The following is a 22,766-nucleotide window of genomic DNA, read 5'->3' on the forward strand; positions in this document are numbered from 1 at the left end:
TCACGGAATGTTGGTCGCCAGGAATGTCAGTGGCAGTCCCAGGATCGACACGTCGTTTTCGTCGAGAAAGGTGCCCTCGCCCTCCATGCGTTGCCGGAAACGCGTTGTCGCACCGTAGCGCTCGGCGACGGCGTCGGCCCTGGAAGCTTCCGGGACCCCGATGACCACGGTGAACACGCCGTCGCCGTGGCGCTCGAGGAACTCGGTCACCGAAACGGCGACCTCCCCGGTCGATCCCGGGATCGGGCTGATCAGCTCGATGCCCCGATTCCAGTCGAGGTGAATGTCCAGACCGAGCTCCACCAGCTGCAGCGGCTCGAAGACGAACCCCAGATCGCTGAACATCTGGGTCACGGCCGCATGTCGTTCCGGTGCCACGGCGAACACGACGTGATGGAGCGAGGGTTCTTGTGTTGTCGTCATGTCGTCAGGACTCCGCGGGGAAGTAGCAGGGGCAGGTCGTTGTAGGTGACGATGCCGGGAGGTGCGGCGACGACGGCGGGTATCGCAGTGATCGCCGGCACGGCGGTGATAGTGAGGCCCAACATGATGTAGTCGTCCAAGGTGGTGCCCTCGAAGTCCGGCGGTGGCAGGAAGCTCAGCGTGGTCTTGATCGTCGGTCGGCCCTGCACCTCGACGGTGTAGCCCATGTCCAGCGGCCAATCCGGTTCCAGCGCTTGCCCCTTCCGCCATTGCCCGCCGATTTCGATGACCTCTCGGCCGGCAACAATCCCTTTCCAGCGAACGTGGATGCCCGCCACGCAGCCCGTCGCGATGGTCCAGTCCCCGGGCAGGTGCAGATCCTCTGTGGTCTGGGCGTACTCGGCTTCACAACGGACCTCGTCGAGCTCGACGCCGAGGGCGTCGGCGAGCAGCAACACGCCGTCGCGGAAGATGCCGGATCCTTTCTCGGTGACAGCCGGCAGGTCCGGACGGTCGATGGGATAGCCGAAGCCCATAGGGATTTCGGTCGCCGGCGAGTTGTAGATCGTGGTATCAAAGGACTCCAGCACCGACACCTTGTCCACCCGCTCCGAAAGTCCCGCCGACACGATGGTGAACAGTTGGACGAAGCCTGGGTTGATGCCGGTGCCGAAGATGCTCGATCCGCCCGCCTCGCAGGCCTCGGCGATGCGCTCGCGTCCCGCGCCGAGAAAGTGGCCGGTGATGAACTCGGCGGTGCCCACCACATTGATGCCGGCCTTGAGGATGCGGACCAGCTCGTCGACGTCGGCGAACATCGGGTTGTAGACCACGCAGTCCGGCTTGAGCGCGAGCAGCGCCTCGATGTCGTTGGTGGCCTTGATATTCAGTGGCTCGATCCCGCACAGCTCGCCGACGTCGCGCCCTGCCTTCTCCGGCGAGAAGGCATAGCATCCGACCAGCTCCAGCGTCGCGTTCGCGGCGATCGCCCGGACCGAGCTCTTGCCGACGTTACCGGTCGTCCATTGGACGACCCGATAGGTCACCGTGCCGGCCCCGTCATGGGTGCGTCGCCGCCTGCGCTTGGCGGGCGAGTCGTTCGTCGTGGATCTTGACGAGTTCGCGGAACCCCAGCCGGTGGTACTTCGGTATCGGTTGGATGCCCCAGACGTCCTGCGCGGTGGCTTTGCCCTCGGCGCCCTCCGGGGGCCCGAACGGCGGGTAGGGGTACTTACACTCCAAGGTGTCGTTGGAGTACCGGATCTTAAGCAGCTCACTGCAGATTTGGGTGAGGCTCAGCGTCGGGTACCCGTAGTAGACCGCCATGAACGGCAGCGTGAAGGCGCCCTCGATCACGAGCGCTACCAGGCACACCAACACGGCGCGCTTGATCCAGGTGTGCATGCGCGCGTAGTACGGCGTCGTCCCGGGCTCGAGATCGGCTGCCGGGTCCTTGTCTTCGGTGGGGGACGGTACGGACGGACTAGTCATGGCACTGCTCCTTTTAGTCGGAGAAGATTTCGCGATTGACGGTGTGCAGGTACGGGATCGCGAGGAACGGGGTGATGTAGAAGATGTCGTAGAGCCACCAGCCGATGACCGGGAACACGACACCGGCGTAGCGCACGTCGGCGAACATGGTCATGTTGAAGACGTAGGCCGACCAGATCACCACGCCCATCCAGCAGGTGACGACCATCCACTGATGGCCCCAACGCTTCATCTGTAAAAACCCGATGGCTGCCGCGACCCGCATCGAGAATACGGTGAGGATCAGGCCTGCCACATAGGCCTTTTCGCCCGGGCCCGCCGCGCCGCCGATCCACAACTCGTTGTAATGCCAGAAGTAGCCGGCGTCGAACATGTTGCCCCACCCGACCATCAGCACCCTGTTGATCAATGTGTGGTTGGCGACCAGGTCAAGTGCCCAGCCCAGACTGTTGAGCATCCCGTCGATCAGGACGAGATAGCCGATGAGGGTCACGATCATGGGCCGCACCGACAGCCCGGCGCGCAGGGCCTGGCGCTGCAGCCATACCCCGCGCATGAAGATGGGAAATCCGATCAGGCCCGGTGCCCACATGCCCATCAGGGCGGCGCCGACGATCATCCACTTGTCGGCGTGGCGCTGGGCCTGGCGTGATTCGTCGTGGTGATCCTCAAGGCTGCGCGACCCGTCGGCACGTTCCGGCGCGTCTCCCGAATTCCGTTTCAGCAGCGGCACATTCACAGATCCCACCAGCCCCGCGCGAACGACATGTAAAGCTGGACTCCGAACATCGCGAGCAGATAGCCGTAGATGAAGATCTGGAAGATGATGAGCGCCCTTTTGCGCTTCGCCTCCTGTCGGTCCATGCCGGTTGCTCCTTTCCCTAGGGCGAACTGTTCGAGGTGGCCAGGCTGGCTGCCGCGACTTCACGCAGACCGTCGGTGACCGCGCCATCGGTGCTCAGCGGCGCGAGTATGCACGCGTCGGCGGCGTCCAATTCGGTTGCGCCGGCCGCGATCAGCTGGGCGGCGGTGACCAGCACCCTGGTCGACGGCGGCTCGAAGTGGAAGGCATCGTCGGCCGTGCGGATCGCGACCGCGCACCCGACCAGCCGCTGGGCGGTGGCCAACGGGATTCCGGATTCGGCGACGATCACGTCGGCCTCGCGGTCGGGCGGCAGATAGTGCATCGCCAGCGTGACGAACCGTTGGCGGAACGAGGGTTTGAGCTCCTTGAGTGAGCTGCGATAGGCCGGGTTGTACGAACACACCAGCATGAACTCTTCGGGGGCTTTCACCACCTCGCCGGCGCGGTCCAGGTACAACGATCGTCGGTGATCGGTGAGCGAGTGCAGGATCGCCAAGGAGTCGTGGCGGGCCTCGACGACTTCGTCGAGGTAGCAGATCGCGCCGGCTTTGACGGCCCGGGTGAGCGGGCCGTCGGTCCAGACGACGTCGCCGCCGGTCACCATGAAGCGGCCGACGAGGTCGGAGCTGGTGAGGTCGTCGTGGCAACTGATCGTGACTACCGGTCGCTGCAGCAGCGAGCCCATGTGTTCGACGAACCGGGTTTTGCCGCACCCGGTCGGGCCGGTCAGCATCACCGGCAGGCGCCGCTGAAAGGCCTGTTCGAACAGCTGAACTTCGTTGCCGTTGGCGAAATATGTGTCGGTGGTCATCTCTTCCTCAATCGGTCGGCATTCACGCTGCGACCAGTTCGCGATGGACATGGGCCAATACCCGGGGTAATTCCTCGATGCGCCGGATCCGTTGCGACCGGCGCGGCCCGAACACCTCCGGGAGGGGGTCGACCCGGGTCGGCCCGACGCCCACGTAATACATCGACACCCCGGCCTCGTTGGCCTCCTCGACGGCGTGCGCGGCATCGGCCCAGGCGTAACGGCCCTCGTAGCCTTCATCGGAGATCAGCCCGTCCCCGATGATGATCAGCAGGCGCCGCTCGGAGGCCTGGGCTAGCAGGCGGCTGGTCAAATGGCGCAGCGGCGCACCGAGTCTGGTGTAGCCGCGGGTGGACAGGCCCAGCCCGCTCGGCGGCACGAACCGGCGGTCTTCGAAGTCCTTCAGGCACCGCACCTCGACCCGGTGCCGGGTGTTGCCGGTGAACACGAAAACGCCATGGCGTTCGCGCGCCAGCGTCATGGCACGCGAAAGCGCGTCGGCACAGGCCAATTCGAGCTGGAACACCCGGCCCCCGTGCACCCCCAGCGACGAGCTGCCGTCGAGCAGCAATGCGGTGGTGACGTCGCGGCTGCTGGGCAGCAGGTCGCGAAACACCAGCGGCTCCTTGGCCTCGCCCGTCGTCAGGTCGATGTAGTGGCTGACGTATTGGTCGACGTCGAGGTCGGAGCCGTCTTCGAGTCGGCTGGTCATTGCACGGTGGGTGTGTTCTTCGAACCACTTGCGGACGTCGACGGCCACCGGCACCGGACGGCGCAGGCGCCGGCCGTCGGCGTGCTCGACGACAGCGACGTGGTCGTGCATGAATCGCTGTGTCCACATGTTCCACTCGGGATAGGGAATCCCGGGCCGGTGTTGGGGTGTGACGTCGAGATCGTTGTCCTGCGGCCGGCTCGGCGGCGGCAGGTTCGGGTTGCGGACGCCCCCGTCACCACCGACCGGAACCGAGTACGGCCGCGGAAGACGCTTCTGCGTCGTGGTCCACGGCATCCTCCCGAAGCTGCGTCGCAACCTATCGGTCAATCCCTGCGGCGCCGTGTAGGCCAGCGGCAAAGCGCCCAGCAGCGGTGGGACCGCAAACTCCCGGCCGGTGGCCGCCAATCCGATTGCCCTGTCGAGCATCTGGGCGCCGTCCATGTCCGCGGCCTCGGGGTGGACGTCGGGGAGCAGCCGTTGGACCTCGGGAAGCAGGCCGGGCCAGCGCGACGCGATCCAGCCGAGCGCGACGCCGCCTTCGACGAGCGTGAGCGCGCGCAGTTCGCGCGCGGACAGCTCGTTCAGCCGAAATTCGGTGACGCGTTCCTTCGATGGTGAGCATTGCAGGGCCACGCCGCAGGTCAGGGTTCTGCGTGTCCAGTCGGAGGGGGCGGGGTAGGGGACGTGGACGAACGTGAGCCCCGCGTTCAACCCGAAGCCCCGCCGCTCGCCGGTGACGAGCCGCACCCCTTCTCGGCGTTGCTCGCTCAGCGCGACCGCCGTCACCGCGCAACTGCGTTCCAGCGCCATCGCATGGCCGTCGGAATGCTCAGTCATCAGCCCAATCCCGCGCTGCGCGAACCCCGGCTCAGAACGTGCCGATGTTGGAGAACAGCCAGTACCAGAACCAGATGATCAGTCCGGTGCCGCCCCACGCGGCGACATAGCGAAGGATCTCCCACAGATAGCCCACGATGTGACCTCCTCGGTGCCGTGGTCAGTTGATGCGTGCTGAGATGTCGAGAACTCTCGTGAACCGAAGGCGCGTCGGGCATTTCAGTCGGAGAAGAGTTCGCGGTTGACGGTGTGCAGATAGGGGATGGCCAAAAACGGGGTGATGTAGAAGATGTCGTAGAGCCACCAGCCGACGACCGGGAGCACAACGCCGGCGAAGCGCACGTCGGCGAACATCGTCATGTTGAACACGTAGGTGATCCAAATGACCACGCCCATCCAGCAGGTGATGACCATCCACTGGTGGCCCCACCGCTTCATCTGCAGAAACCCGATGGCAGCGGCGATCCGCATGGTGAAGACGGTCAGGATCAGCCCGACCTCCAGGGCTTTCTCGCCGGGCCCCGCCGCGCCGCCGACCCACAGCTCGTTGTAGTGCCAGAAGTAGCCGGCGTCGAACATGTTGCCCCACCCGTTGAGCAGCACGCGCGCGAGGATGGTGTGGTTCGCCACCAGATCAAGCGCCCACCCTACGGTGTTGATGGCGGCGTCGATGATGACGAGATAGCCGAGCAGGGTGACCAGCATCGGCCGGACCGAGAGGCCGTCGCGTTGCGCCCGGCGCAGCAACCGCACCCCCCAGAGGAACAGCGGCAGCCCGAAAACACCCAGGGCCGCCGTGCCGATCAGGAGGCTGCCGGAGATAAGCCATTTGTCCGCCCGCTGCTGCGCGAGCCGTGAGCGTTCCATGTGCTCGTCGATGGCCAGACCCGGCGATGGGGCAGAGCCGGGCGAGCGCGTGGCTGCACCTATCCCGGCGTCGCGCTGATGCAGCTTCGGCAAATTCACGAACCCTCCCCGCCATCGACACTGATTGGATCGGCGAGTGCACTATAACAGGCTGACTACAGTCAGCAGAAGACGCCCACCGGGTCGGCGACGAACCGTCAGCGAGATTCGCCCCAATTCCCGCAGTTCGTGCGTGCCACAGGGCTAATGCGGAGTTCACGCCGTCTGTCCACGCCCCACCAGCGGAGCGACAGCACTGACGAAAGTCAGCTGGTATTCGTTGACACGCCCGTTGCCAGACGCCTACGCTCAGCGAGCGCTCAGGCATTCTGGCCATGCAAAGGAGTAGCGATGACGCTCAAGTCGCCGGTCGAGAAGAAATATCGTGTAATCCAATGGGGCGTCGGCAATGTCGGAACGATCGCGCTGCGTCATTTTGTGCACAACCCTGCCTACGAACTGGTCGGCGTCCTGTGCAATCGACCGGAGAAAGTCGGCAAGGACGCCGGTGAGCTCTGCGGCAAACCGCCGACCGGCGTGCGGGCGACCACCGACAAGGATGCCATCGAGGCACTCGACGCCGATTGCGTGTTCTATGCGCCGCTATGGTCCGACCCCGACGAGGTGTGCCGCCTACTGCGCGGCGGCAAGAATGTCGTCGCTTCCGGTGGGGCGTGGTGGTATCGGACCGAGCACAGTCAGGCGGACATCGACAAGATCGATGCCGCGTGCCACGAGGGCGGCACGTCGTTTCATGCGGGTGGTGTCAACCCTGGGTTCGCCGGAGACCTGCTCGTCCTGACGCTGGCCCGAATCATCAGTCAGATCGACACAATTCACATCTACGAGGTGGTGAATTTCGGGCGCGACACCCTGAAGTACCTGTTCGAGATGGGGATGGGCAGCGACCCGGCCGGGTTCGAAGATGGCCCGAATCTGCTGGGACAGGCATGGCCGTTGTTCGCCCAGTCGATGGCGATGGTCGTCGAGGGACTGGGCAAAACAGTCGAGCGATACACGACCGAGGTGGAGCTCGGGAGCGCCACCCGCGACATCCCCTTCGAGGGAGGGGAGAGCAGCGACATGCCGGGCTTCAAGGGCGTGATCAAAAAGGGGACTGTCGCTCGCCAGCACCACAAGTGGACGGCGTGGGTGGACGGCAGACCCCTCATCGTCTTTCACGAGATCTACACGATGGACACCTTCGACGCCATTGAACCGCAGGAGGATTGGCCCCAGCACTACCACTACCGCATTGTGATCGAGGGCGATTCCTCCACCGAGCTGATCCTGCAGGGCGCGCAGGACCCCAACGGCGGCTACGCGCTGCCCGGATACACCTGGACCGCGATGGGCCCCGCGAACGCCATTCCCGCGGTCTGCGACGCTCCGCCGGGGTTCATGTCCCACAAGGAACTCGGCCTGATGCCGCTGCGCGGCGTCATACGCCCCTAGCGGCGGGTCAGGGCTTCAAACTTCGCAACGTCCTCGCGACGTAGTCTTCCAGCAGCGCATGGCCGGTCGGCCAGTGGTTGGTGGTGATCAACAGGGCGTAGAGACCCAGCAAGAAGAACACCGCACTGTTCATGGGATTGACGTGCGGATCCGTCTCACCGCGTTCCTGCGCAAGCGCGATTTCCTGGGCGACCAAGACGATCAACGGGTGATCGCGGCCGTCCTCGGTCTGCGGACGGGTCTGCGAGAAATGCAGCGCGAGAAAGTCATTGAAGAGCCGATCGCCCAGCCGGCGTTCCAACCCGGCCACGAGGCGGACCGCCTCGCCCAACGCGGAAGCGAGATCGTGCTTGGACTTCAGGAATTGGGCGAACTGCTTGGCTATGCGGTCCTCTTCGCGGCGCTCGAGCTCCAGCAGCACATGCTCCTTGGTGGGGAAATGGAAGAAGAACGTCCCGTGCGCCACGCCCGCGGCGGCCACGATGGCACTGACGTCCGCCTCGGCCATGCCGGCCCGGGCGAACTCTGCGATCGCGGCCCCCATCAAACGCTCCCTCGTCTGCAGACGCTTTGCTTCTCGGGTCGACAGCCGATCCGTCACAGCCATGTGTTTCCTCACAGTTGACCCGACTCATGCGAGTGTTGCGGGGCTCAAAGGCCCATTATGCCGTGTCCGCGCCAAAAACGCTTGCATAACTTGATCATTCTCAGACACTCAACGGTACCGCGGACGCCGATCACGCGAATTCGTTGACTTTAGTCAGCCCAGTTCATAGATTGAACGGCGCACCCCACGCGCGATCGAAGGAGCTCGGCATGGCGTTGGAACAGTTCCAGCTTGATGGGCAGGTCGCGATCGTGACGGGCGCCGGGAAAGGCGTCGGGGCGGGCATTGCCCGGGTGTTGGGGGAGGCCGGCGCCACGGTTGTCGGGACCGCGCGTACCGAGGCGGATATCGTTGGCACGATTGAGGGCATCGAGGCCTCGGGCGGCAAGGGGCTGGCGCTCGTCGCGGACGCGATGAGCCGCCCGGACGGCGAGCGCGTCGTGAACACGGCCATGGAACGCTTCGGGCGCATCGACATTCTCGTCAACAACGTCGGCGGCTCCACCTATGCGCGCTTTCTGGACATCACCGACGAAGACTTCCGGCACACCTTCGACTGGTGCGTGACATCAGCGTTCATCATGAGCCAGCTCGTCGCCCCGCACATGATCAGCGCGGGACGCGGGTCCATCGTCAACATCTCGTCCGGTTCCGCCCGGTTCGGTATCCGCGCGTTGACGGCCTACTGCGTCGCGAAGGGCGGCCTCGAGGCGCTCACCCGCGCGATGGCACAGGAACTCGCGCCGAAGATCCGCGTCAACGCCATTGCGTTGGGATCGTTCGCCACCGACGGCCTGCGGGGCAGCCTGGACTTGATGCCCGGATCGCTGGAGAAAATGCAGGAGGCCACCCCGCTGCATCGGCTCGGTGACGTCGAGGATCTCGGGCGGCTGACGGTGTACCTGTGCACGCGCGACTGCTACGCGACGAACGCGATCTTCCACGTCGACGGCGGCATCGACTCGAACAACTCGCCGCTTCCAATCCCCGATTACTGACTTGGACCGCGACGCAACGCGCCATGATGGGTCATCGCCCACGGTCGGAAGGATGAGGGTAAGTGCGCAGAGTCATACAGTTTTCCACCGGGAATGTGGGCCGGCACTCGTTGCGGGCCATCATCGGCCGACCGGATCTGGAACTGGTCGGCGTGCACGCCGCCAGCGCCGACAAGATCGGCAAGGACGCGGCGCAGCTCTGCGGGCTGGACGAGCCGACCGGCATCATCGCCACCGACGATATCGACGCACTGCTCAATCTTGGCGCCGATTGCGTCGTCTACACGTCTCAGGGTGAGACGCGACCCATGGAAGCCATCGAACAGATGGCCAAGTTCCTCGCGGCGGGCATCAACGTCGTTGGCACATCGATGGTCTGGCTGGTGACACCCCGCCATGCCGACGATTGGTTGCGCGAGCCGTTGGAGCGCGCGTGCGCGGCAGGCAACGCCTCGCTCTACGTCAACGGCATCGACCCCGGCTTCTCCGGCGATACGCTGGTGCATTCGGCGGCCAGCCTGACCACGCGGATCTCGTCGATCACCGTGCAGGAGATCTTCGACTACGGAAACTACGACGATGCCGAGTTCACCGGTGCGGCAATGGGGTTCGGAACCACGCCCGACGACGACTCGCCGATGATGTTCTTGCCCGGGGTGATCGTGGCGATGTGGGGCGGTCAGGTCCGCAGTCTGGCCGACCATCTCGGGATCACGCTCGACGACGTGCGCCAGCGCTGCGAGCCGTGGTACACGCCCGAACGCATCGAATGCACGATGATGACCGTCCAGCCGGGGCAGATGGCCGCGGTCCGATTCGCCACCGAGGGCGTGCGCGACGGCAAGCCGGTCATCACCCTCGAGCACGTCACCAGGCTCACCCCGGCCGCCGCGCCCGACTGGGAATTGCCGCCCGATGGCCACACCGGTGTGCACCGCGTCGTCGTGGAGGGCGAGCCGCGGGTGGAGATCAACACCCATGTATCCCACCCCCTTTACGATTCCACCGATGCCGGCTGCATCTCCACCGCCGGCCGGGCGGTCAACGCGATCGACTGGGTGTGCCGCGCGCCCCAAGGGCTGATCGGGGTCGAGGACATCCCATTGTCAGCGACGATGCGCGGATTGATGTGGAACGAGCACTGAACTGACCACCCCGGCTCCAGGACGCGTTGCCGGTAAACGCATTCTGATCACCGGCGCCGCCCGCGGCATGGGGCGCGGCCATGCGCTGCGGCTTGCGCAGGAGGGCGCGGACCTCATCCTCGTCGACATCTGCCAATCCATGCCGCAGATTGAATATCCCTTGGCCACCGAGGATGACCTCACCGAGACAGTAAGGCTGATACGGGATTTCGGTCGCCGATGCGTGAGTCGCGTTGTCGATGTCCGCGACGAGGCGCAACTGTGTTCCGCGGTCGACGAGGGAGTCGGCGAGCTGGGCGGCCTGGACGGCGCGGTCGCCAACGCCGGCGTGCTCACGGTGGCGCCGTGGGACAAGACCACTGCCGAACAGTGGCGCACGGTGGTCGACGTGAACCTGATCGGCGTCTGGAACACCTGTGCGGCCGCGATACCGCACCTGCTCGAGCAAGGTGGAGGCAGCCTGGTCAACATCAGCTCCGCCGGCGCCATCAAGGGATTCCCGCTGCAGACGCCCTACACGGCGGCCAAGCACGGCGTCGTCGGCTTGACGCTGGCCTTGGCCAACGAGCTGGCGGCGCAGAACGTGCGTGTCAACACCGTGCTTCCCACGGGCGTGCCCACCGGGATGGTTCCGCCGTCGTTCGGGCCTCTCCTGGGAGAGCAGCGTTCCGATCTCATTCCCATCTTCGTCAATGCGATGCCCACGCCGGCTGTCGAGCCCGCCGACGTCAGCAGCGCAGTGCTGTTCCTGCTTTCCGACGAGTCCAGATACGTGACCGGGCTGGAGTTCAAGGTCGACGCGGGCGTCACCATCAACTGAAGCGAAACTCGTCCGATGGCGATTTGCCCGCCGGCCCACATAGTTTGCGTGTTCACGCTGCGGCTGGCCCGGGTACGGGTTACAAATAGCTGACCTCACAAAGGAGGGCTCATGACCAAGGTCCGGACGTCCGCGGTCGGCCTGGCCGCCGCCGCGATGCTGCTCAGCGCCGCGATCGCCGGCTGCGGCGAGGACAAGAACTCGACGGCGCCATCGGGTCCGGCCGCGTCGTCGAGCGCGGCCGTCTCGTCGAGCGCCCCGTCTTCACCCGGGGCGCCGGCGAACTACAGCTCCTTGCTCATCCAGGCCGCCGACGTCGGCCCGCACGCCACCGCTGACGGGCCGCCCAGTCAGAATCCGGGCGGCATCGTCGGCGTGGGGCAGGTCTTCAAGAACCCCGACGGCAAGCGCACCATCATCGACACGATCGCGGTCTTTCCCGACGCGGCGACGGCCGACAAGACGGCCGCGAACATGCGCGACGTCGTCGGCAAGAAGGTCAGCGGCGAGCAGCAGCCCATCGACGTCGGCACCAACGGATTCATGGTGATCGGGCAGAGCACCGACCCGGCCAATCCGATGGAGATCTCTGAGGCGGTATTCGTCGAGGGCAGGGCCATGGTCGATATGGAATTCGACTGTGTCATAGGCAATCCCACGCCAGCCGACATCCTGCTCGATCTCGCGCGCAAACAGGACGCCGCGGTCAAGGCGGGTCTGCCGGCTAGCTGAGCGGCCGTTCCTTCACAGCGGCCAGCCGTCCGGCTGCAGTGTGTAGCGCAGTTCGGCCGCCGGGGGCAATGGCCGCCGCTCATCGACCGATATGGCATCGACGACCAGGGCGACGTAGCGTCGCCAGCCGTCGCTGTCGGAATCCATCGTCGAGAGCACGCTGAAGAGCATGGCGATCAGCCGAGGCAGGTCGTCGCTGACCAGGTCGGCGCGAATCCTGCCGAGACGCTGGCCCTCGCGGGCAAGCTCGGCGAGCGCGGCATTGAGCGACATGGAGATGTCGGACGTGAGGGACCCGGCCCGGCGGGCGGCGGCCAGCAGGCTGTGTTCGCGCGCGCCGAGCGAGATCGCCGCTTCGATCAATTGGGTCAGACCGCGCAGAGGATCCTTCGCACGGCGGGCGCCGTCGATCACCGGCGTGAGATCCTCGGCGATGCTCTGTTCCAGTGCCGCCAGGACGAGATCCGCCTTGGTGGGAAACCTGCGGTAGAGGGTTCGTTCGCCGACGCCGGCCCGGCGAGCGACCGCCTCCACCGGGGCGTCCGGGCCCAACTCGCCGTAGACCTCGCGCGCCGCGCGCAGTATGCGCTCGACGTTGCGCGCCGCGTCCGCCCGCAACGGCCGGTCCTCCACCGCGGTCATCGTGACAGCGTAACCGACAGTTGACTACCGACAACGGTCCCTTTACTCTCTACAACTGGCAGGTAACTGACACTTAATGGGAAACGCGGCTTATGTCAATATCTTTCGAGGCGTCCGACTCCTGCTCGGACGCGGAGCTTCCGGCACTGCCCGTGCCGCGTCCCGCCCACTGTCCGCTCGCGACGCCGGTAGAGTTCGCGAGCTGGCGGGAAGAGCCCGGGCTACGACAGGCGATGTTCCACGGCAATCCGGTCTGGGTGGTGAGCCGCTACTCCGACATCAGGGCAGCGCTGGTCGATCCGCGGCTGTCCGCGAAGACCATTCCGGACTCCATCATGCCCACCAACGCCGACAACGAGGTCCCGGTGATGTTTGCGCGCACCGACGATCCCGAGCATCACCGGATCCGGCGGATGATGACCGGCAACTTCACCTTCAGGCGTTGCGAATCGATGCGGCCGCAGATCCAGGAGATGGTCGACCATTTTCTTGACGAGATGATCGCGGTGGGGCCGCCTGCCGATCTGGTGCGTGAATTCGCCTTGCCGGTGCCATCATTGGTGATTGCGCTGCTGCTGGGCGTGCCGCCCGAAGATCTCGAGCTTTTCCAGCGCAACACCACTGCCGGGCTCGACCAGAAGACGTCCGAGGCGGAAAAGGGACAGGCCTTCGGGGCGATGTACGCCTACATACAGGAGTTGGTGCAACGCAAGGAGCGCGAGCCCGGCGACGATCTGATCAGCCGCATGATCACCGAGTACGTCGCGACGGGTCAACTCGACCACGCGACCGCGGCGATGAACAGTGTGATCATGATGCAGGCGGGTCACGAGACCACCGCCAATATGATCTCACTGGGAACGGTTGCGCTGCTGCAACATCCGAGCGCCTTCGAGCGGCTCGGCCAGACCGACGATCCCGCCCTCATCGCGAACGTCGTCGAAGAGCTGATGCGCTATCTGAGCATCGTGCACAGCCAGGTCGACCGCGTGGCGACCGAAGATCTGGTGATCGGTGGCCAGTTGATCCGGGCGGGGGAGTTCGTGATGATGAACCTGCCCGCCGGAAACTGGGACACCGAATTCGTCGACGACCCAGAGAGTTTCGACATCCATCGAAACACGCGCGGACACTTGGGTTTCGGGTACGGCGTGCACCAGTGCATCGGGGCCAACCTGGCCCGCGTGGAAATGCAGGTCGCGTTCGCCACCCTCGCGCGACGGCTGCCCGGGCTGAAGCTGGCCGTTCCGCCGGAGGAGTTGCGGTTCAAAGAGGCCGACATTTACGGCATGAAAGAGCTTCCGGTCACCTGGTGAACCGCCGAACGTGGAGTTGTTGGTGTCGAATGCCGCGATTTCACGCAACAACTCGACGTTGGGCAGCGAAATCCTCAGCAGCTGAACGCCGCGCCGACCCCGTCGGGCGGCGGCACCGACTTCAGGCAGCCGAAGGGCTGAATGCCGGCGGGCGCAAAACGCGCCGCCGACTGATGCGCGTAGTTCACGCAATACAGGCCGGCCTGGTCGGCGCGGCACCGATAGTCGCCGAACGACAGCGAGTCGCCATTCGCCAGCTCCGGTCCGTTGCCGTTGACGAAGGGGCCGGGGTCGGCCCGCGCGGCTCCCACCTGCAGGTGCATCCCGTCGAAGGTGACCCAACCGCCCTGCCATTCGCCATAGGCGGTCGCGGGTGCCGGCGCCGGAGTGGCCAGGTTCACCAGGCAATTCAGCGCGCCGTCGGTGTGCGCGGCATCCGTCATGCAGGAGACTTTGCCGCCCACCGCCGCCAGGGCGATGTCGCTGCCCAGGGGTGTGGCCACACCGTCGCGGGCCGCCGTGTGGTAGCGGCCAGGATCGGCGGGGTGGGCCGCCTCTATCCACGCGATGACGTCGGAGACCGCGGCGCCGGCGGCCGGCGCGGCGGATGCTCCTGGCGTCTTGCTTCCGGACGGCCCAACGGAGGTCTGGGTGGAACTCGGCGTCGGCTCGGAATGGTTGCCCGTGGTGTGTGAGCAGCCGGCGACCAGTACCGACGCGGCGATCATCGCAGCTATCCGCATCCAGTCAGGCTAACCGCCGCGCCGGGCAATAAGGCGCTGCGCGCGCGTTAACGCCGTCATGTCGGTTACCGTCGGGTTTATGCATCACCGGACTGTCCGCGCACACACGGCCACCGGCACCGTCGAGGGCTTCACCCGGGACGGGGTCAATCGGTGGCGGTCGATCCCGTATGCCCGTCCACCGGTGGGAAACCTGCGCTTCCGGGCGCCGCAGCCGGCGGCACCGTGGTCGGGAGTGCGGCACTGCCACGGCTTCGCCAATTGCGCACCCCAGCAGCGCCGTTACACCCTGCTCGGCCTGTCCGGGCTGGGCGGCCGCTATCAGCCGATGAGCGAGGACTGCCTCACCCTCAACGTCGTAGCGCCCGAGGGTGCCATGGAGGGGCCGCTGCCGGTGATGGTCTTCATCCACGGCGGCGGGTACTTCCTGGGCAGCTCGGCGACACCGCTCTACGACGGCGCGGCCCTGGCACGCCGGGGATGCGTGTACGTGTCGGTGAACTACCGGCTGGGCGCGCTGGGATGTGTGGACTTCTCGTCGCTGTCGACGCCCGACATCACCATTGACAGCAACCTGTATCTGCGCGATCTGGTGCTGGCGTTGCAGTGGGTGCGCGACAACATCGCCGGATTCGGCGGTGACCCGGACAATGTGACGATCTTCGGCGAGAGCGCCGGCGCGTGCATCACCGCCTCCCTGCTGGCCGTGCCGTCCGCCAAAGGCCTGTTCGCCCGGGCCATTTCGGAGAGTCCCGCATCGGGCCTGACGCGATCCAAAGAGGTTGCCGCCGAGTTCGCGAACCGCTTCGCCGGCCTGCTGGGCGTGCGCAAGCAGGACGCCGCCGACGCTCTGATGCGGGCGTCGGCCGCCCAACTGGTGAAAACTCAGCACGCATTGATCGACGAGGGCATGCAGAACAGGCTGGGCGCCTTCCCGATTGGCCCGGTCGTCGGGGACGACGTGCTGCCGATGGATCCCGTCGAGGCGATGCGGCGCGGTGACGCGCATCCGGTACCGCTGATCGTCGGCACCAACGCCGAAGAGGGCCGGCTGTTCACCCGGTTCCTGGCGATGTTGCCGACCAACGAATCGATGGTCGAAGAGCTGCTGGCCGAGGCGGAACCCGCTATCCGCGAACGCATTACCGCCGCGTACCCGGACTACCCCGGGCGGGCGGCGTGCATCCAGCTCGGCGGCGACTTCGCGTTCGGATCGGCGGCCTGGCAGATCGCCGAGGCCCACAGCGCGCACGCGCCGACCTACCTCTACCGGTATGACTACGCCCCGCGCACGTTGCGCTGGTCGGGTTTCGGCGCCACCCATGCCACCGAGTTGTTGGCCGTCTTCGACGTCTACCGCACCAGATTCGGCGCCCTGCTGACCGCGGCGGCCGACCGGCGCGCCGCGTTGCGGGTCAGCAACCAGGTGCAACGGCGGTGGCGCGCCTTCAGCCGCACCGGCGTCCCGGGCGAGGATTGGCCCCGCTACAACGCCACCGACCGCGCCGTGATGGTCTTCGACCGCAAATCGCGGATCGAGTTCGATCCACACCCGCACCGCCGGATGGCCTGGGACGGCTTCTCACTCGCGCACTGACCTGGCACGCTAACCCTCATGCACGCCGAGACCGAGCAAGTCATCGAAACCCCGAGTGACCTCACCGCCTCCTGGTTGGCCGCGGTGATCGGCGCCGGACCCATCGCCGACTTCTCGGTCGAGCGCATCGGCACCGGGCAGATGAGCGAGTGCTACCGCATCCGGCTCAACTACGCGCAGGCCGATGGCGGGCCCGCGTCGGTGGTGCTCAAGGTCGCCGCCACCGACCCGGTGAGCCGGCAGACCGGGCTGGCTTTGGGACTCTACGAGCGGGAGGTCCGCTTCTACGGCGACATCGCGCCGCGGCTGGGCGGGCCCATCGCGCCCTGCTATCACGCGGCGGTCGACACCTCCACGGGCGTGTTCGACCTGCTGCTGGGCGACGCGGGCCCGGCCGTGGTCGGCGATGAAATCGCCGGCGCCACCATCGAACAGGCCCGCCTCGGCGCCGTCGAGCTGGGACGGCTGCACGGCCCGCTGCTCGGCGATGTCTCGCTGGCCGAAGCGCCGTGGCTCAACCGTGACGCGCCGCTGAACCAGGCGATGATCACCCCGCTGTACGCGGGGTTCGTCGACCGTTACGGCGACCAGATCGCACCGGAGCACCGCGTGGTGTGCGAGCGCCTGGTTGCCGCGTTCGACGCCTACCTCGACCAGGAGGCCCAGGCGTCCGGGATACAGGGCCTGGTGCACGGCGACTACCGGTTGGACAACATGCTGTTCGGTACCTCGGGCGCCGACCGCGCGCTGACGGTGGTCGACTGGCAGACGGTGTCGTGGGGACCGGCACTGACCGACCTGTCCTATTTCCTCGGGTGCGCGCTGCCCACCGAGGACCGCCGCGAGCACTACGACGCGCTGCTGCGGGCATACCACGAGGCGCTGGGACCCGACGCGCCCCTGACCCTGGCCGACGTCGCCGACGGCGTGCGCCGGCAGAGCTTTTTCGGCGTGATGATGGCGATCGTCTCCTCGATGCTGGTGGAGCGCACCGACCGTGGTGACCAGATGTTCATGACGATGCTGCGCCGGCACTGCGATCACGTCCTTGACACGGACGCGCTGGCGACGCTGCCGGCGGCGGTGGCATCCGAGCCGTTGCAACCGGTGCCCGAGGATGAGCTCGCCCACGATCCGACCGCCGAACCGCTGTGGAGCGAGAGCTGGTACGCCGACTTCGCCGACACCGCACAGGGATTGGGCGGCTGGTTCCGCCTCGGCCTGGTGGCCAACGAGCAAACCGCATGGGTGCACGTGCTGCTGTGCGGCCCCGACATGCCGACCGTCGCGGTCGACGCGCAGGTCCCGCTGCCGGCGGATCCGTGGACGGTGCGCACCGACGAGTTCGAGCTCGGGCATTCCGCCGGTACGCCGTTGCAGAGCTACCGCGTCGATGTGCGGGCGAGGGCTCAGGCTTACCCCGACCCGGCTGCGCTGTTGCGTGGGGAATCCGGCACGCCCGTCGCGATGTCCATGAACCTGGTGTGGGACACCGACGGCACCCCGTACAAGTACGGGCTCACGACGCGATATGAGATTCCCTGCACCGTCTCGGGCACCGTCACGATCGGCGACACCAGCTACCGCCTCGACGCGGTGCCCGGCCAGCGCGATCACTCCTGGGGTGTGCGCGATTGGTGGAGCATGGATTGGCTCTGGAGCGCACTGCACCTGAACGACGGCACCCATCTGCACGGCGTCAACATCCGCATCCCGGGTGCACCGGCATTCAGCATCGGCTACACCCAGCGCGCCGACGGCCGGGTCACCGAGCTGCAGACCGTCGACTCACGAGAGTCCTTCGACGACAACGGGTTACCGCTGGAGGCGACGCTGACGCTCAACCCGGGGGAGATCACCGCCAACGTGGACGTCCGCGGCCAGGCGCCGGTCCGGCTTGTCGCCGCCGACGGGCGGGTCAGCCAGTTTCCCCGCGTCTGGGCCACGATCACCACCGCCGACGCGCGCAGCGGCGTCGGTTGGCTGGAATGGAACCGCAACCTCGGCGAACAATCCGGGTGAGCCGATCGGCCCCTGTCGTGGTGATGGGCGTATCCGGATCGGGCAAGTCGACGGTCGGGGCGGCGCTCGCGCGACGCACGCGGGTCCCGTTCGTTGACGCCGACACGCTGCACCCGGCCGCCAACATCGCCAAAATGGCGGCCGGCGAACCGCTCGACGACGACGACCGCTATCCCTGGCTGGACAAGGTCGGCGAATGGCTGGCGGCTCACCGCGACGGCGGGGTGGTGAGCTGTTCGGCGCTGAAAAAGGAGTACCGCGACCGGCTGCGGGCGCACTGCCCGGGCGTCGAGTTCCTGCATCTGTCCGGTTCGGCGGAACTGATCGCCGGCCGGCTGGCGGCCCGGACCGACCACTTCATGCCGGCCGCGCTGCTGCGCTCGCAACTGGACACCCTTGAGGCCCTCGGCCCGGACGAGGCGGGCATGACCGTCGACGCCGGCCAAGACGTCGAGGCGATCATCGACGCCGTCTTGAGGTCAGCGGGACCCCTGACGACGGGGTCGATCGAAATACCTACCGGTGAAAGCGATTCGCGTTGACTAGCGGCGATAGTCCGCTGCCGCTAGTGGCCGGCGCCCCCGGCGTCCTGGGGCAGTTCGGTCAATGCCTCGAATGCCTCCGTGAACAGGGCGGCGATGTCGCGGTCGCTGGCGGTGGCGATCGGCTCCTTGTGCAGGAGGACGCGCAAGACGCCAATGCCCAGAAGCAGGGCGGCGACCATATCGGCGCGGAGTCGAGGTTCGTCGGCCCGGATCCGGCGGGAGAGGTTGCGGGTCAAGCCGTTTTCGAGCTGGGCGTTGAGGCGTGCGACGACGTCGGGGTCCCCGCTCGAGCGCAGGAGCGCGAACAGCGGGGCGTCGCTGTCTTGCCGGGCTTGTAGCACTCGTTCGATCAGGGTCTGGCCCACCGCGCTGTCGGTGGCCCGGCGGATGGCTTCGACGTTGCCGGAAATGTTCGTGGCTTCGTCGAATAGCTGTTGCTTGGAACCGAAGTAGCGCCTGATGAGCATCACGTCGACGCCGGCTTGGGCCGCGATCGCACGCAGCGAGGTGGCCCGATAACCGTGTCGCAAGAACTGTTCGCGCGCCGCCGTCAGCAGGCGCGCTTTTGTGGCGGCGGCATCGCGCCGCGGCGGGCTCCCGTCCGGGCCGACGCCGGTCGACGTGCGCTTCATCGTGCTCCCTCAGAAATTTATCTACAACTGTAGACATGATGGGCCGGCGCGGCATAACATTGGCAATGTCTACGTTTGTAGACATTGCCGCCGGACAGGCCGGCGGCCAGGCATCGAAGGCGGGTGACCGTATGGCTGAGCGTCCGCAAACGGGTTCAGGACCAACGGGCATCGGCGCGACTTCCCTCGGTGTGGCGGTGCTGCGGGCCGAGGAAAGCTCACGCACGGACCGATTGTTCAACGACCCGTATGCGCGCGCATTCATCGACCGCGCTGATCCTGACGGATCTATGTGGGACGCCGCGGGTCTGGCCCGTGACTTTTTCCGGCTCATGGCCGGGCAAGTCGCGGTGCGCACCCGATTCTTCGATCAAGCGCTTCTCGATGGCGCGGCGACCGGCATCGGCCAGGTCGTCCTGCTCGCCTGCGGCATGGATAGCAGGGCATTTCGTCTGCCTTGGCGGGCCGGCACCACGGTCTACGAAATCGATCAGCCCGAGGTTCTGGCCTTCAAATCCGATGTGCTGCAAGAGATGCACGCCCAGCCGCGCTGCCGTCGTGTCGTCGTGCCGGCGGATTTGAGGACCGATTGGCCGGCACGCTTGGTGGGAGCGGGGTTCGAACCCGCGAAGCGGACGGCCTGGCTCGCCGAAGGGATCCTCTACGCTCTTGACGCCGATGCCGCGGACGGCTTGCTCGGTCGGATCAGCTCCTGCTCGATCCTCGGCAGCATCCTGGCGCTGGATCACAACGAGGACTCCGAGCTCCTTCGCGCCGCGCGCGCGGCGATCTCACCCGAGCTCGTCTCGATGTGGCGGGGCGGCCCGTCGGGTGATCTCGGCCCTTGGCTGAATCAACATGGTTGGCGCGGCGACATCCGCGACGTCGGTCAGGTCGCCGCCGATTACGGCCGCAACGCGCCGCCCGCATTCGAATCCGGCCGCGACGGGGCCAGCCGCGCCTGGCTGGTCACCGCAGCGAAAACCACGCCGTAAAAGCCAACGCTGTCAGGAGGATTCGTCATGGCCGGGGTAATGCTCGTCATACAACAAGTTGCCAGCGTCGAGCAATGGAGCGCCGTCTTCCGCGATCCGGCGCTCGATGCCGTGCGCCGCGATCACGGTTTGGTGGTCACCGGGACCTACGTTCATGCCGCCGATGCCAGGACGGTCATCGTCGTCATGGACATGCACGACCTCGACAAGGCACGCGAATTCGCCACCTCGCGGGAACTGGCCACAGCCCGCGAAAAAGCCGGCGCGATCGGCGCCCCGGAGGGGGTGTGGTACGGGCAGCGACAGATCCGGTGACGCCCGTGTAGCATCTTGCTACAAGTTGTAACGGGGTGCTGCATCACGGAGGAAGTCATGGCCGACGCTCCCGATCGTGTGACCCGCGTGGCGTCCGACCTGATGGACAGCGCGGCCTCCGAAGGCGCCCGCCAGAGCCGTTCGGCCAAGCAGCAACTCGACCACTGGGCGCGTGTCGGGCGCGCGGTGTCCAGCCAGCACACCGCCTCGCGGCGGCGGGTCGAGGCCGCGCTGGCCGGCCAGCTGGCGACCGGCGAACTCACCGTCGAGGAAGGCGTGGTGTTCAACGCCGAGATCTTCGCCGCCATCGAAGAAAGCCTGGTGCACGCCGACTACGGGGCGACGCTGGCCGGGCATGGCGTCACCACGGTCGCCCTCAACGAGGACGGCGACATCGTCGAGCACCGGCCCGATGGCGCCGCCGTGGTGCTGGCGCGCGGGCGCTGACCCGGCGTTCGCCGGCGCGGTCCGATGCAGCGACTTGACCTGGTAGTCGGGCCGAACGGTGCCGGCAAGTCGACCTTCATCGCGTTCACGCTGGCGCCGCTGTTGCCCGGCAGCCCGGTCGTCAACGCCGATGAGATCGCAAGGCAGCGCTGGCCGGGGGAGGCGGCGGGGCGCGCCTACGACGCCGCGCAAATCGCCGCCGCCACGCGCGCGAAGTTGATCGACCTGGGGCGGTCGTTCATCGCGGAGACCGTGTTTTCCCACCCGTCGAAGCTGGACCTCGTCCGCACCGCCCACCGAGCGGGCTTCACCGTCGTCCTGCACGCGATGCTCATCCCGGAAGACCTTGCCGTCGAACGTGTCCGGCACCGCGTGCGGGCCGGCGGCCACGACGTACCGGAAACCAAGGTTCGCGAGCGCCATCGTCGCTTGTGGACACCGGTCACCGACGCCATCGCGCTCTCCGACGTCGCCACCGTCTACGACAACGGCCGGCTGCGCGGGCCGCGCATTGTCGCCCGCCTCAGCGGCGGCATGACGATCGGTTCACCGGACTGGCCGGCGTGGGCTCCGGAGATCTTGCGGTCGCGCTGGCCGGACTAGCTGCACCAGCCCGACGCAATCACCAGGACAGCTTGCGCCGACGGGTCTCGACCTGCCCGCCGACGCGCTCGCGTGCGGTGTCGGCCAAGTGGCTGCCGCGCTTGCGCGCGGTCTCGGCGAGTTCCTCGGAGCGCGCCCGCGCCGTGTCGGCCAGCTTCTCACTGCGCTTGCGCGCCTTCTTGGCGAGCTTCTCGCTGCGTTTGCGCGCCTTCTTCGCCAGCGGTGCGGCCCGATCGGCGGCCTCATCGGCGAGCTCTTCGCCGCGCTTACGCGCCTTCTCGGCCAGATAGGCCGCGCGGTCGGCGGCCTCATCGGCCCATTCCTCCCCGCGCTTGCGGGCCTTCTTCGCCAGCGGCTTGCTGCGCTCGGCCGCGGTGCTGGCCAACTCGCGGCCGCGCTCCAGCGCGGTCTCGGCATATGGCGCACCGCGCTGCGCCGCCGTGCTGGCCAATTCGCGGCCGCGTTCCAGCGCGGCTTCGGCGTAGGGCGCACCCCGTTCCGCCGCGGTGCTGGCCAGCTCGCGGCCGCGTTCGGCGCCGACGTGCAGGCCGTGCGCGATCCGGTCGCCCAGCTCCGACAAGTCGCTGTCGAAGGCGGAATCGTCGGATCCGGGCCACGCCGACGACACCCGCTCGGAGAGCCGTTCGGCCGCGCGGCGTCCACGCCACCCCAGCGACGGCTTACCCGCGGTGTCGGCGGAGGCGATCAACAGTCCGCCCAACAGGCTCAGGTCGGTCAGAAACTGCTGCCGTTTCTGGGCTTTGACCGCCGGATCGCTTTCGTTCCAGAACGAGTGCGCCCCAATGTTGGCCGGTAACACCGTCACCGCCAGCGCGGCCGAAGCGATGCGCGGAAGCTTCCCGCTGGCGAGCAGCAGGCCACCACCGATCTGGACGGCCGCGGTGATTTGGGCGACCGTCTCGGGGTCGCTCGGAATGTTGGCGCTCACCGAATCCGGCAATGCCTGCAAGCCGTCCACTGCCGGCGCCGCCGCCTGGGCCGCCGATTTGGGGTTGAGTAGTGAATTGACTCCTTGCCCGATGAATGCGACTGACAACAGGGGTCGCGCGATTCTCCTGATCACCATGGCCGGTGTATTACCCG

The 22,766-nt window shown here is 66.8% G+C and carries 26 protein-coding genes; 13 read left to right on the forward strand and 13 right to left on the reverse strand.

Translation table 11 applies throughout. The features are described from left to right. The 8 genes from OCU_RS36855 to OCU_RS36890 all read right to left on the reverse strand — a co-directional run bounded on the left by OCU_RS36855 (position 1) and on the right by OCU_RS36890 (position 6,009). Positions 1 to 423 (reverse strand): VOC family protein, encoded by a 423-nt coding sequence (locus OCU_RS36855; protein WP_020188917.1) that lies wholly within the window; start codon positions 421 to 423, stop codon positions 1 to 3. Beyond that, a complete protein-coding gene (locus OCU_RS36860; protein ID WP_009956409.1) occupies positions 420 to 1,469 on the reverse strand; it encodes an NAD(P)H-dependent amine dehydrogenase family protein in 1,050 nt (349 codons plus the stop codon). The genes OCU_RS36855 and OCU_RS36860 overlap by 4 nt, the downstream gene beginning before the upstream one ends. A gap of 13 nt (positions 1,470 to 1,482) precedes the next feature. After that, positions 1,483 to 1,914, reverse strand: a complete 432-nt coding sequence (locus OCU_RS36865) for a hypothetical protein (RefSeq protein WP_014380057.1) — start codon at positions 1,912 to 1,914, stop codon at positions 1,483 to 1,485. Positions 1,915 to 1,927: 13 nt separating this feature from the next. Beyond that, positions 1,928 to 2,653: a hypothetical protein gene (locus OCU_RS36870; RefSeq protein ID WP_009956407.1), complete on the reverse strand. Its 726-nt coding sequence runs from the start codon at positions 2,651 to 2,653 to the stop codon at positions 1,928 to 1,930. Then, positions 2,650 to 2,778, reverse strand: coding sequence for a hypothetical protein (locus OCU_RS51780; protein WP_009956405.1), 129 nt, complete (start codon positions 2,776 to 2,778; stop codon positions 2,650 to 2,652). The genes OCU_RS36870 and OCU_RS51780 overlap by 4 nt, the downstream gene beginning before the upstream one ends. Positions 2,779 to 2,795: 17 nt before the next feature. Then, positions 2,796 to 3,590 (reverse strand): CbbQ/NirQ/NorQ/GpvN family protein, encoded by a 795-nt coding sequence (locus OCU_RS36880; protein WP_009956403.1) that lies wholly within the window; start codon positions 3,588 to 3,590, stop codon positions 2,796 to 2,798. A 22-nt stretch (positions 3,591 to 3,612) separates the two neighbouring features. Beyond that, positions 3,613 to 5,142: a nitric oxide reductase activation protein NorD gene (locus OCU_RS36885; RefSeq protein WP_009956402.1), complete on the reverse strand. Its 1,530-nt coding sequence runs from the start codon at positions 5,140 to 5,142 to the stop codon at positions 3,613 to 3,615. A 219-nt stretch (positions 5,143 to 5,361) separates the two neighbouring features. Continuing rightward, entirely contained in the window at positions 5,362 to 6,009 is a 648-nt protein-coding gene (locus OCU_RS36890; RefSeq protein WP_009956400.1) for a hypothetical protein, read from the reverse strand. Positions 6,010 to 6,399: 390 nt separating this feature from the next. On the opposite strand from OCU_RS36890, the gene OCU_RS36895 reads away from it, so the two are divergent. Beyond that, positions 6,400 to 7,503 (forward strand): NAD(P)H-dependent amine dehydrogenase family protein, encoded by a 1,104-nt coding sequence (locus OCU_RS36895; protein ID WP_009956399.1) that lies wholly within the window; start codon positions 6,400 to 6,402, stop codon positions 7,501 to 7,503. Between the two features lie 7 nt (positions 7,504 to 7,510). Here the strand turns inward: OCU_RS36895 and OCU_RS36900 are convergent, their stop codons facing one another. After that, entirely contained in the window at positions 7,511 to 8,110 is a 600-nt protein-coding gene (locus OCU_RS36900) for a TetR/AcrR family transcriptional regulator (RefSeq protein WP_026071596.1), read from the reverse strand. 209 nt (positions 8,111 to 8,319) lie between these two features. On the opposite strand from OCU_RS36900, the gene OCU_RS36905 reads away from it, so the two are divergent. From OCU_RS36905 to OCU_RS36920, 4 genes are all read left to right on the forward strand, one after another. Further along, positions 8,320 to 9,108, forward strand: coding sequence for an SDR family NAD(P)-dependent oxidoreductase (locus OCU_RS36905; RefSeq protein WP_009956396.1), 789 nt, complete (start codon positions 8,320 to 8,322; stop codon positions 9,106 to 9,108). Between the two features lie 62 nt (positions 9,109 to 9,170). Next, the gene (locus OCU_RS36910; RefSeq protein WP_009956395.1) at positions 9,171 to 10,253 is read left to right on the forward strand and encodes an NAD(P)H-dependent amine dehydrogenase family protein; all 1,083 of its coding nucleotides are present in this window, start codon (positions 9,171 to 9,173) and stop codon (positions 10,251 to 10,253) included. Positions 10,254 to 10,320: 67 nt separating this feature from the next. Then, entirely contained in the window at positions 10,321 to 11,073 is a 753-nt protein-coding gene (locus tag OCU_RS36915; protein WP_009956394.1) for a mycofactocin-coupled SDR family oxidoreductase, read from the forward strand. 111 nt (positions 11,074 to 11,184) lie between these two features. Beyond that, positions 11,185 to 11,805: a hypothetical protein gene (locus OCU_RS36920; protein WP_009956392.1), complete on the forward strand. Its 621-nt coding sequence runs from the start codon at positions 11,185 to 11,187 to the stop codon at positions 11,803 to 11,805. Between the two features lie 12 nt (positions 11,806 to 11,817). Here OCU_RS36920 and OCU_RS36925 read toward each other — a convergent pair whose 3' ends face one another. Next, positions 11,818 to 12,447, reverse strand: coding sequence for a TetR/AcrR family transcriptional regulator (locus OCU_RS36925; protein WP_009956390.1), 630 nt, complete (start codon positions 12,445 to 12,447; stop codon positions 11,818 to 11,820). Positions 12,448 to 12,539: 92 nt separating this feature from the next. On the opposite strand from OCU_RS36925, the gene OCU_RS36930 reads away from it, so the two are divergent. After that, positions 12,540 to 13,763 carry a cytochrome P450 gene (locus OCU_RS36930; RefSeq protein ID WP_026071599.1) on the forward strand — a complete coding sequence of 408 codons (1,224 nt, stop codon included), beginning with the start codon at positions 12,540 to 12,542 and terminating at the stop codon, positions 13,761 to 13,763. A 74-nt stretch (positions 13,764 to 13,837) separates the two neighbouring features. Here OCU_RS36930 and OCU_RS36935 read toward each other — a convergent pair whose 3' ends face one another. Then, positions 13,838 to 14,506 (reverse strand): hypothetical protein, encoded by a 669-nt coding sequence (locus OCU_RS36935; protein ID WP_026071600.1) that lies wholly within the window; start codon positions 14,504 to 14,506, stop codon positions 13,838 to 13,840. 79 nt (positions 14,507 to 14,585) lie between these two features. Between OCU_RS36935 and OCU_RS36940 the strand changes: the two genes are divergently transcribed. The 3 genes from OCU_RS36940 to OCU_RS36950 are packed head-to-tail and all read left to right on the forward strand — an operon-like array spanning position 14,586 to position 18,667. After that, positions 14,586 to 16,103 (forward strand): carboxylesterase/lipase family protein, encoded by a 1,518-nt coding sequence (locus OCU_RS36940; protein WP_041787059.1) that lies wholly within the window; start codon positions 14,586 to 14,588, stop codon positions 16,101 to 16,103. Between the two features lie 18 nt (positions 16,104 to 16,121). Continuing rightward, entirely contained in the window at positions 16,122 to 18,125 is a 2,004-nt protein-coding gene (locus OCU_RS36945; RefSeq protein ID WP_009956386.1) for a DUF7064 domain-containing protein, read from the forward strand. Then, positions 18,122 to 18,667, forward strand: a complete 546-nt coding sequence (locus OCU_RS36950; protein ID WP_044059213.1) for a gluconokinase — start codon at positions 18,122 to 18,124, stop codon at positions 18,665 to 18,667. The genes OCU_RS36945 and OCU_RS36950 overlap by 4 nt, the downstream gene beginning before the upstream one ends. A 23-nt stretch (positions 18,668 to 18,690) precedes the next feature. Here the strand turns inward: OCU_RS36950 and OCU_RS36955 are convergent, their stop codons facing one another. Continuing rightward, on the reverse strand, positions 18,691 to 19,302 hold the full coding sequence (locus tag OCU_RS36955; protein ID WP_009956383.1) for a TetR/AcrR family transcriptional regulator: 612 nt from the start codon (positions 19,300 to 19,302) through the stop codon (positions 18,691 to 18,693). Positions 19,303 to 19,337: 35 nt separating this feature from the next. Between OCU_RS36955 and OCU_RS36960 the strand changes: the two genes are divergently transcribed. From OCU_RS36960 to OCU_RS36975, 4 genes are read left to right on the forward strand one after another with little or no spacing between them, the layout of a single operon-like run. After that, positions 19,338 to 20,297 carry an SAM-dependent methyltransferase gene (locus OCU_RS36960; protein WP_225331100.1) on the forward strand — a complete coding sequence of 320 codons (960 nt, stop codon included), beginning with the start codon at positions 19,338 to 19,340 and terminating at the stop codon, positions 20,295 to 20,297. A 27-nt stretch (positions 20,298 to 20,324) separates the two neighbouring features. Beyond that, complete coding sequence (locus OCU_RS36965) at positions 20,325 to 20,612, forward strand: hypothetical protein (RefSeq protein WP_233425196.1); 288 nt, start codon at positions 20,325 to 20,327, stop codon at positions 20,610 to 20,612. Between the two features lie 57 nt (positions 20,613 to 20,669). Next, the gene (locus OCU_RS36970; RefSeq protein ID WP_014380062.1) at positions 20,670 to 21,059 is read left to right on the forward strand and encodes a TA system antitoxin ParD family protein; all 390 of its coding nucleotides are present in this window, start codon (positions 20,670 to 20,672) and stop codon (positions 21,057 to 21,059) included. A 24-nt stretch (positions 21,060 to 21,083) separates the two neighbouring features. After that, the gene (locus tag OCU_RS36975) at positions 21,084 to 21,662 is read left to right on the forward strand and encodes a zeta toxin family protein (RefSeq protein ID WP_014380063.1); all 579 of its coding nucleotides are present in this window, start codon (positions 21,084 to 21,086) and stop codon (positions 21,660 to 21,662) included. A 19-nt stretch (positions 21,663 to 21,681) separates the two neighbouring features. On the opposite strand, the gene OCU_RS36980 is transcribed toward OCU_RS36975, so the two are convergent. After that, positions 21,682 to 22,749 (reverse strand): DoxX family protein, encoded by a 1,068-nt coding sequence (locus OCU_RS36980; protein ID WP_014380064.1) that lies wholly within the window; start codon positions 22,747 to 22,749, stop codon positions 21,682 to 21,684. Positions 22,750 to 22,766: the final 17 nt, after the last annotated feature.

Origin of the sequence: Mycobacterium intracellulare ATCC 13950 (genome assembly GCF_000277125.1) — a bacterium.
GTDB lineage: Bacteria > Actinomycetota > Actinomycetes > Mycobacteriales > Mycobacteriaceae > Mycobacterium > Mycobacterium intracellulare.

Excerpts from the sequence above, each read along its gene's own strand:
- OCU_RS36970 (WP_014380062.1), top strand. The coding sequence starts at position 20,670 with ATGGCCGACGCTCCCGATCGTGTGACCCGCGTGGCGTCCGACCTGATG.
- OCU_RS36920 (WP_009956392.1), top strand. The coding sequence starts at position 11,185 with ATGACCAAGGTCCGGACGTCCGCGGTCGGCCTGGCCGCCGCCGCGATG.
- OCU_RS36925 (WP_009956390.1), bottom strand. The coding sequence starts at position 12,447 with ATGACCGCGGTGGAGGACCGGCCGTTGCGGGCGGACGCGGCGCGCAAC.
- OCU_RS36895 (WP_009956399.1), top strand. The coding sequence starts at position 6,400 with ATGACGCTCAAGTCGCCGGTCGAGAAGAAATATCGTGTAATCCAATGG.
- OCU_RS36975 (WP_014380063.1), top strand. The coding sequence starts at position 21,084 with ATGCAGCGACTTGACCTGGTAGTCGGGCCGAACGGTGCCGGCAAGTCG.
- OCU_RS36885 (WP_009956402.1), bottom strand. The coding sequence starts at position 5,142 with ATGACTGAGCATTCCGACGGCCATGCGATGGCGCTGGAACGCAGTTGC.
- OCU_RS36915 (WP_009956394.1), top strand. The coding sequence starts at position 10,321 with ATGGGGCGCGGCCATGCGCTGCGGCTTGCGCAGGAGGGCGCGGACCTC.
- OCU_RS36960 (WP_225331100.1), top strand. The coding sequence starts at position 19,338 with ATGATGGGCCGGCGCGGCATAACATTGGCAATGTCTACGTTTGTAGAC.
- OCU_RS36855 (WP_020188917.1), bottom strand. The coding sequence starts at position 423 with ATGACGACAACACAAGAACCCTCGCTCCATCACGTCGTGTTCGCCGTG.
- OCU_RS36930 (WP_026071599.1), top strand. The coding sequence starts at position 12,540 with ATGTCAATATCTTTCGAGGCGTCCGACTCCTGCTCGGACGCGGAGCTT.
- OCU_RS51780 (WP_009956405.1), bottom strand. The coding sequence starts at position 2,778 with ATGGACCGACAGGAGGCGAAGCGCAAAAGGGCGCTCATCATCTTCCAG.
- OCU_RS36880 (WP_009956403.1), bottom strand. The coding sequence starts at position 3,590 with ATGACCACCGACACATATTTCGCCAACGGCAACGAAGTTCAGCTGTTC.
- OCU_RS36865 (WP_014380057.1), bottom strand. The coding sequence starts at position 1,914 with ATGACTAGTCCGTCCGTACCGTCCCCCACCGAAGACAAGGACCCGGCA.
- OCU_RS36940 (WP_041787059.1), top strand. The coding sequence starts at position 14,586 with ATGCATCACCGGACTGTCCGCGCACACACGGCCACCGGCACCGTCGAG.
- OCU_RS36900 (WP_026071596.1), bottom strand. The coding sequence starts at position 8,110 with ATGGCTGTGACGGATCGGCTGTCGACCCGAGAAGCAAAGCGTCTGCAG.
- OCU_RS36945 (WP_009956386.1), top strand. The coding sequence starts at position 16,122 with ATGCACGCCGAGACCGAGCAAGTCATCGAAACCCCGAGTGACCTCACC.
- OCU_RS36905 (WP_009956396.1), top strand. The coding sequence starts at position 8,320 with ATGGCGTTGGAACAGTTCCAGCTTGATGGGCAGGTCGCGATCGTGACG.
- OCU_RS36955 (WP_009956383.1), bottom strand. The coding sequence starts at position 19,302 with ATGAAGCGCACGTCGACCGGCGTCGGCCCGGACGGGAGCCCGCCGCGG.
- OCU_RS36965 (WP_233425196.1), top strand. The coding sequence starts at position 20,325 with ATGGCCGGGGTAATGCTCGTCATACAACAAGTTGCCAGCGTCGAGCAA.
- OCU_RS36980 (WP_014380064.1), bottom strand. The coding sequence starts at position 22,749 with ATGGTGATCAGGAGAATCGCGCGACCCCTGTTGTCAGTCGCATTCATC.
- OCU_RS36890 (WP_009956400.1), bottom strand. The coding sequence starts at position 6,009 with ATGGAACGCTCACGGCTCGCGCAGCAGCGGGCGGACAAATGGCTTATC.
- OCU_RS36935 (WP_026071600.1), bottom strand. The coding sequence starts at position 14,506 with ATGCGGATAGCTGCGATGATCGCCGCGTCGGTACTGGTCGCCGGCTGC.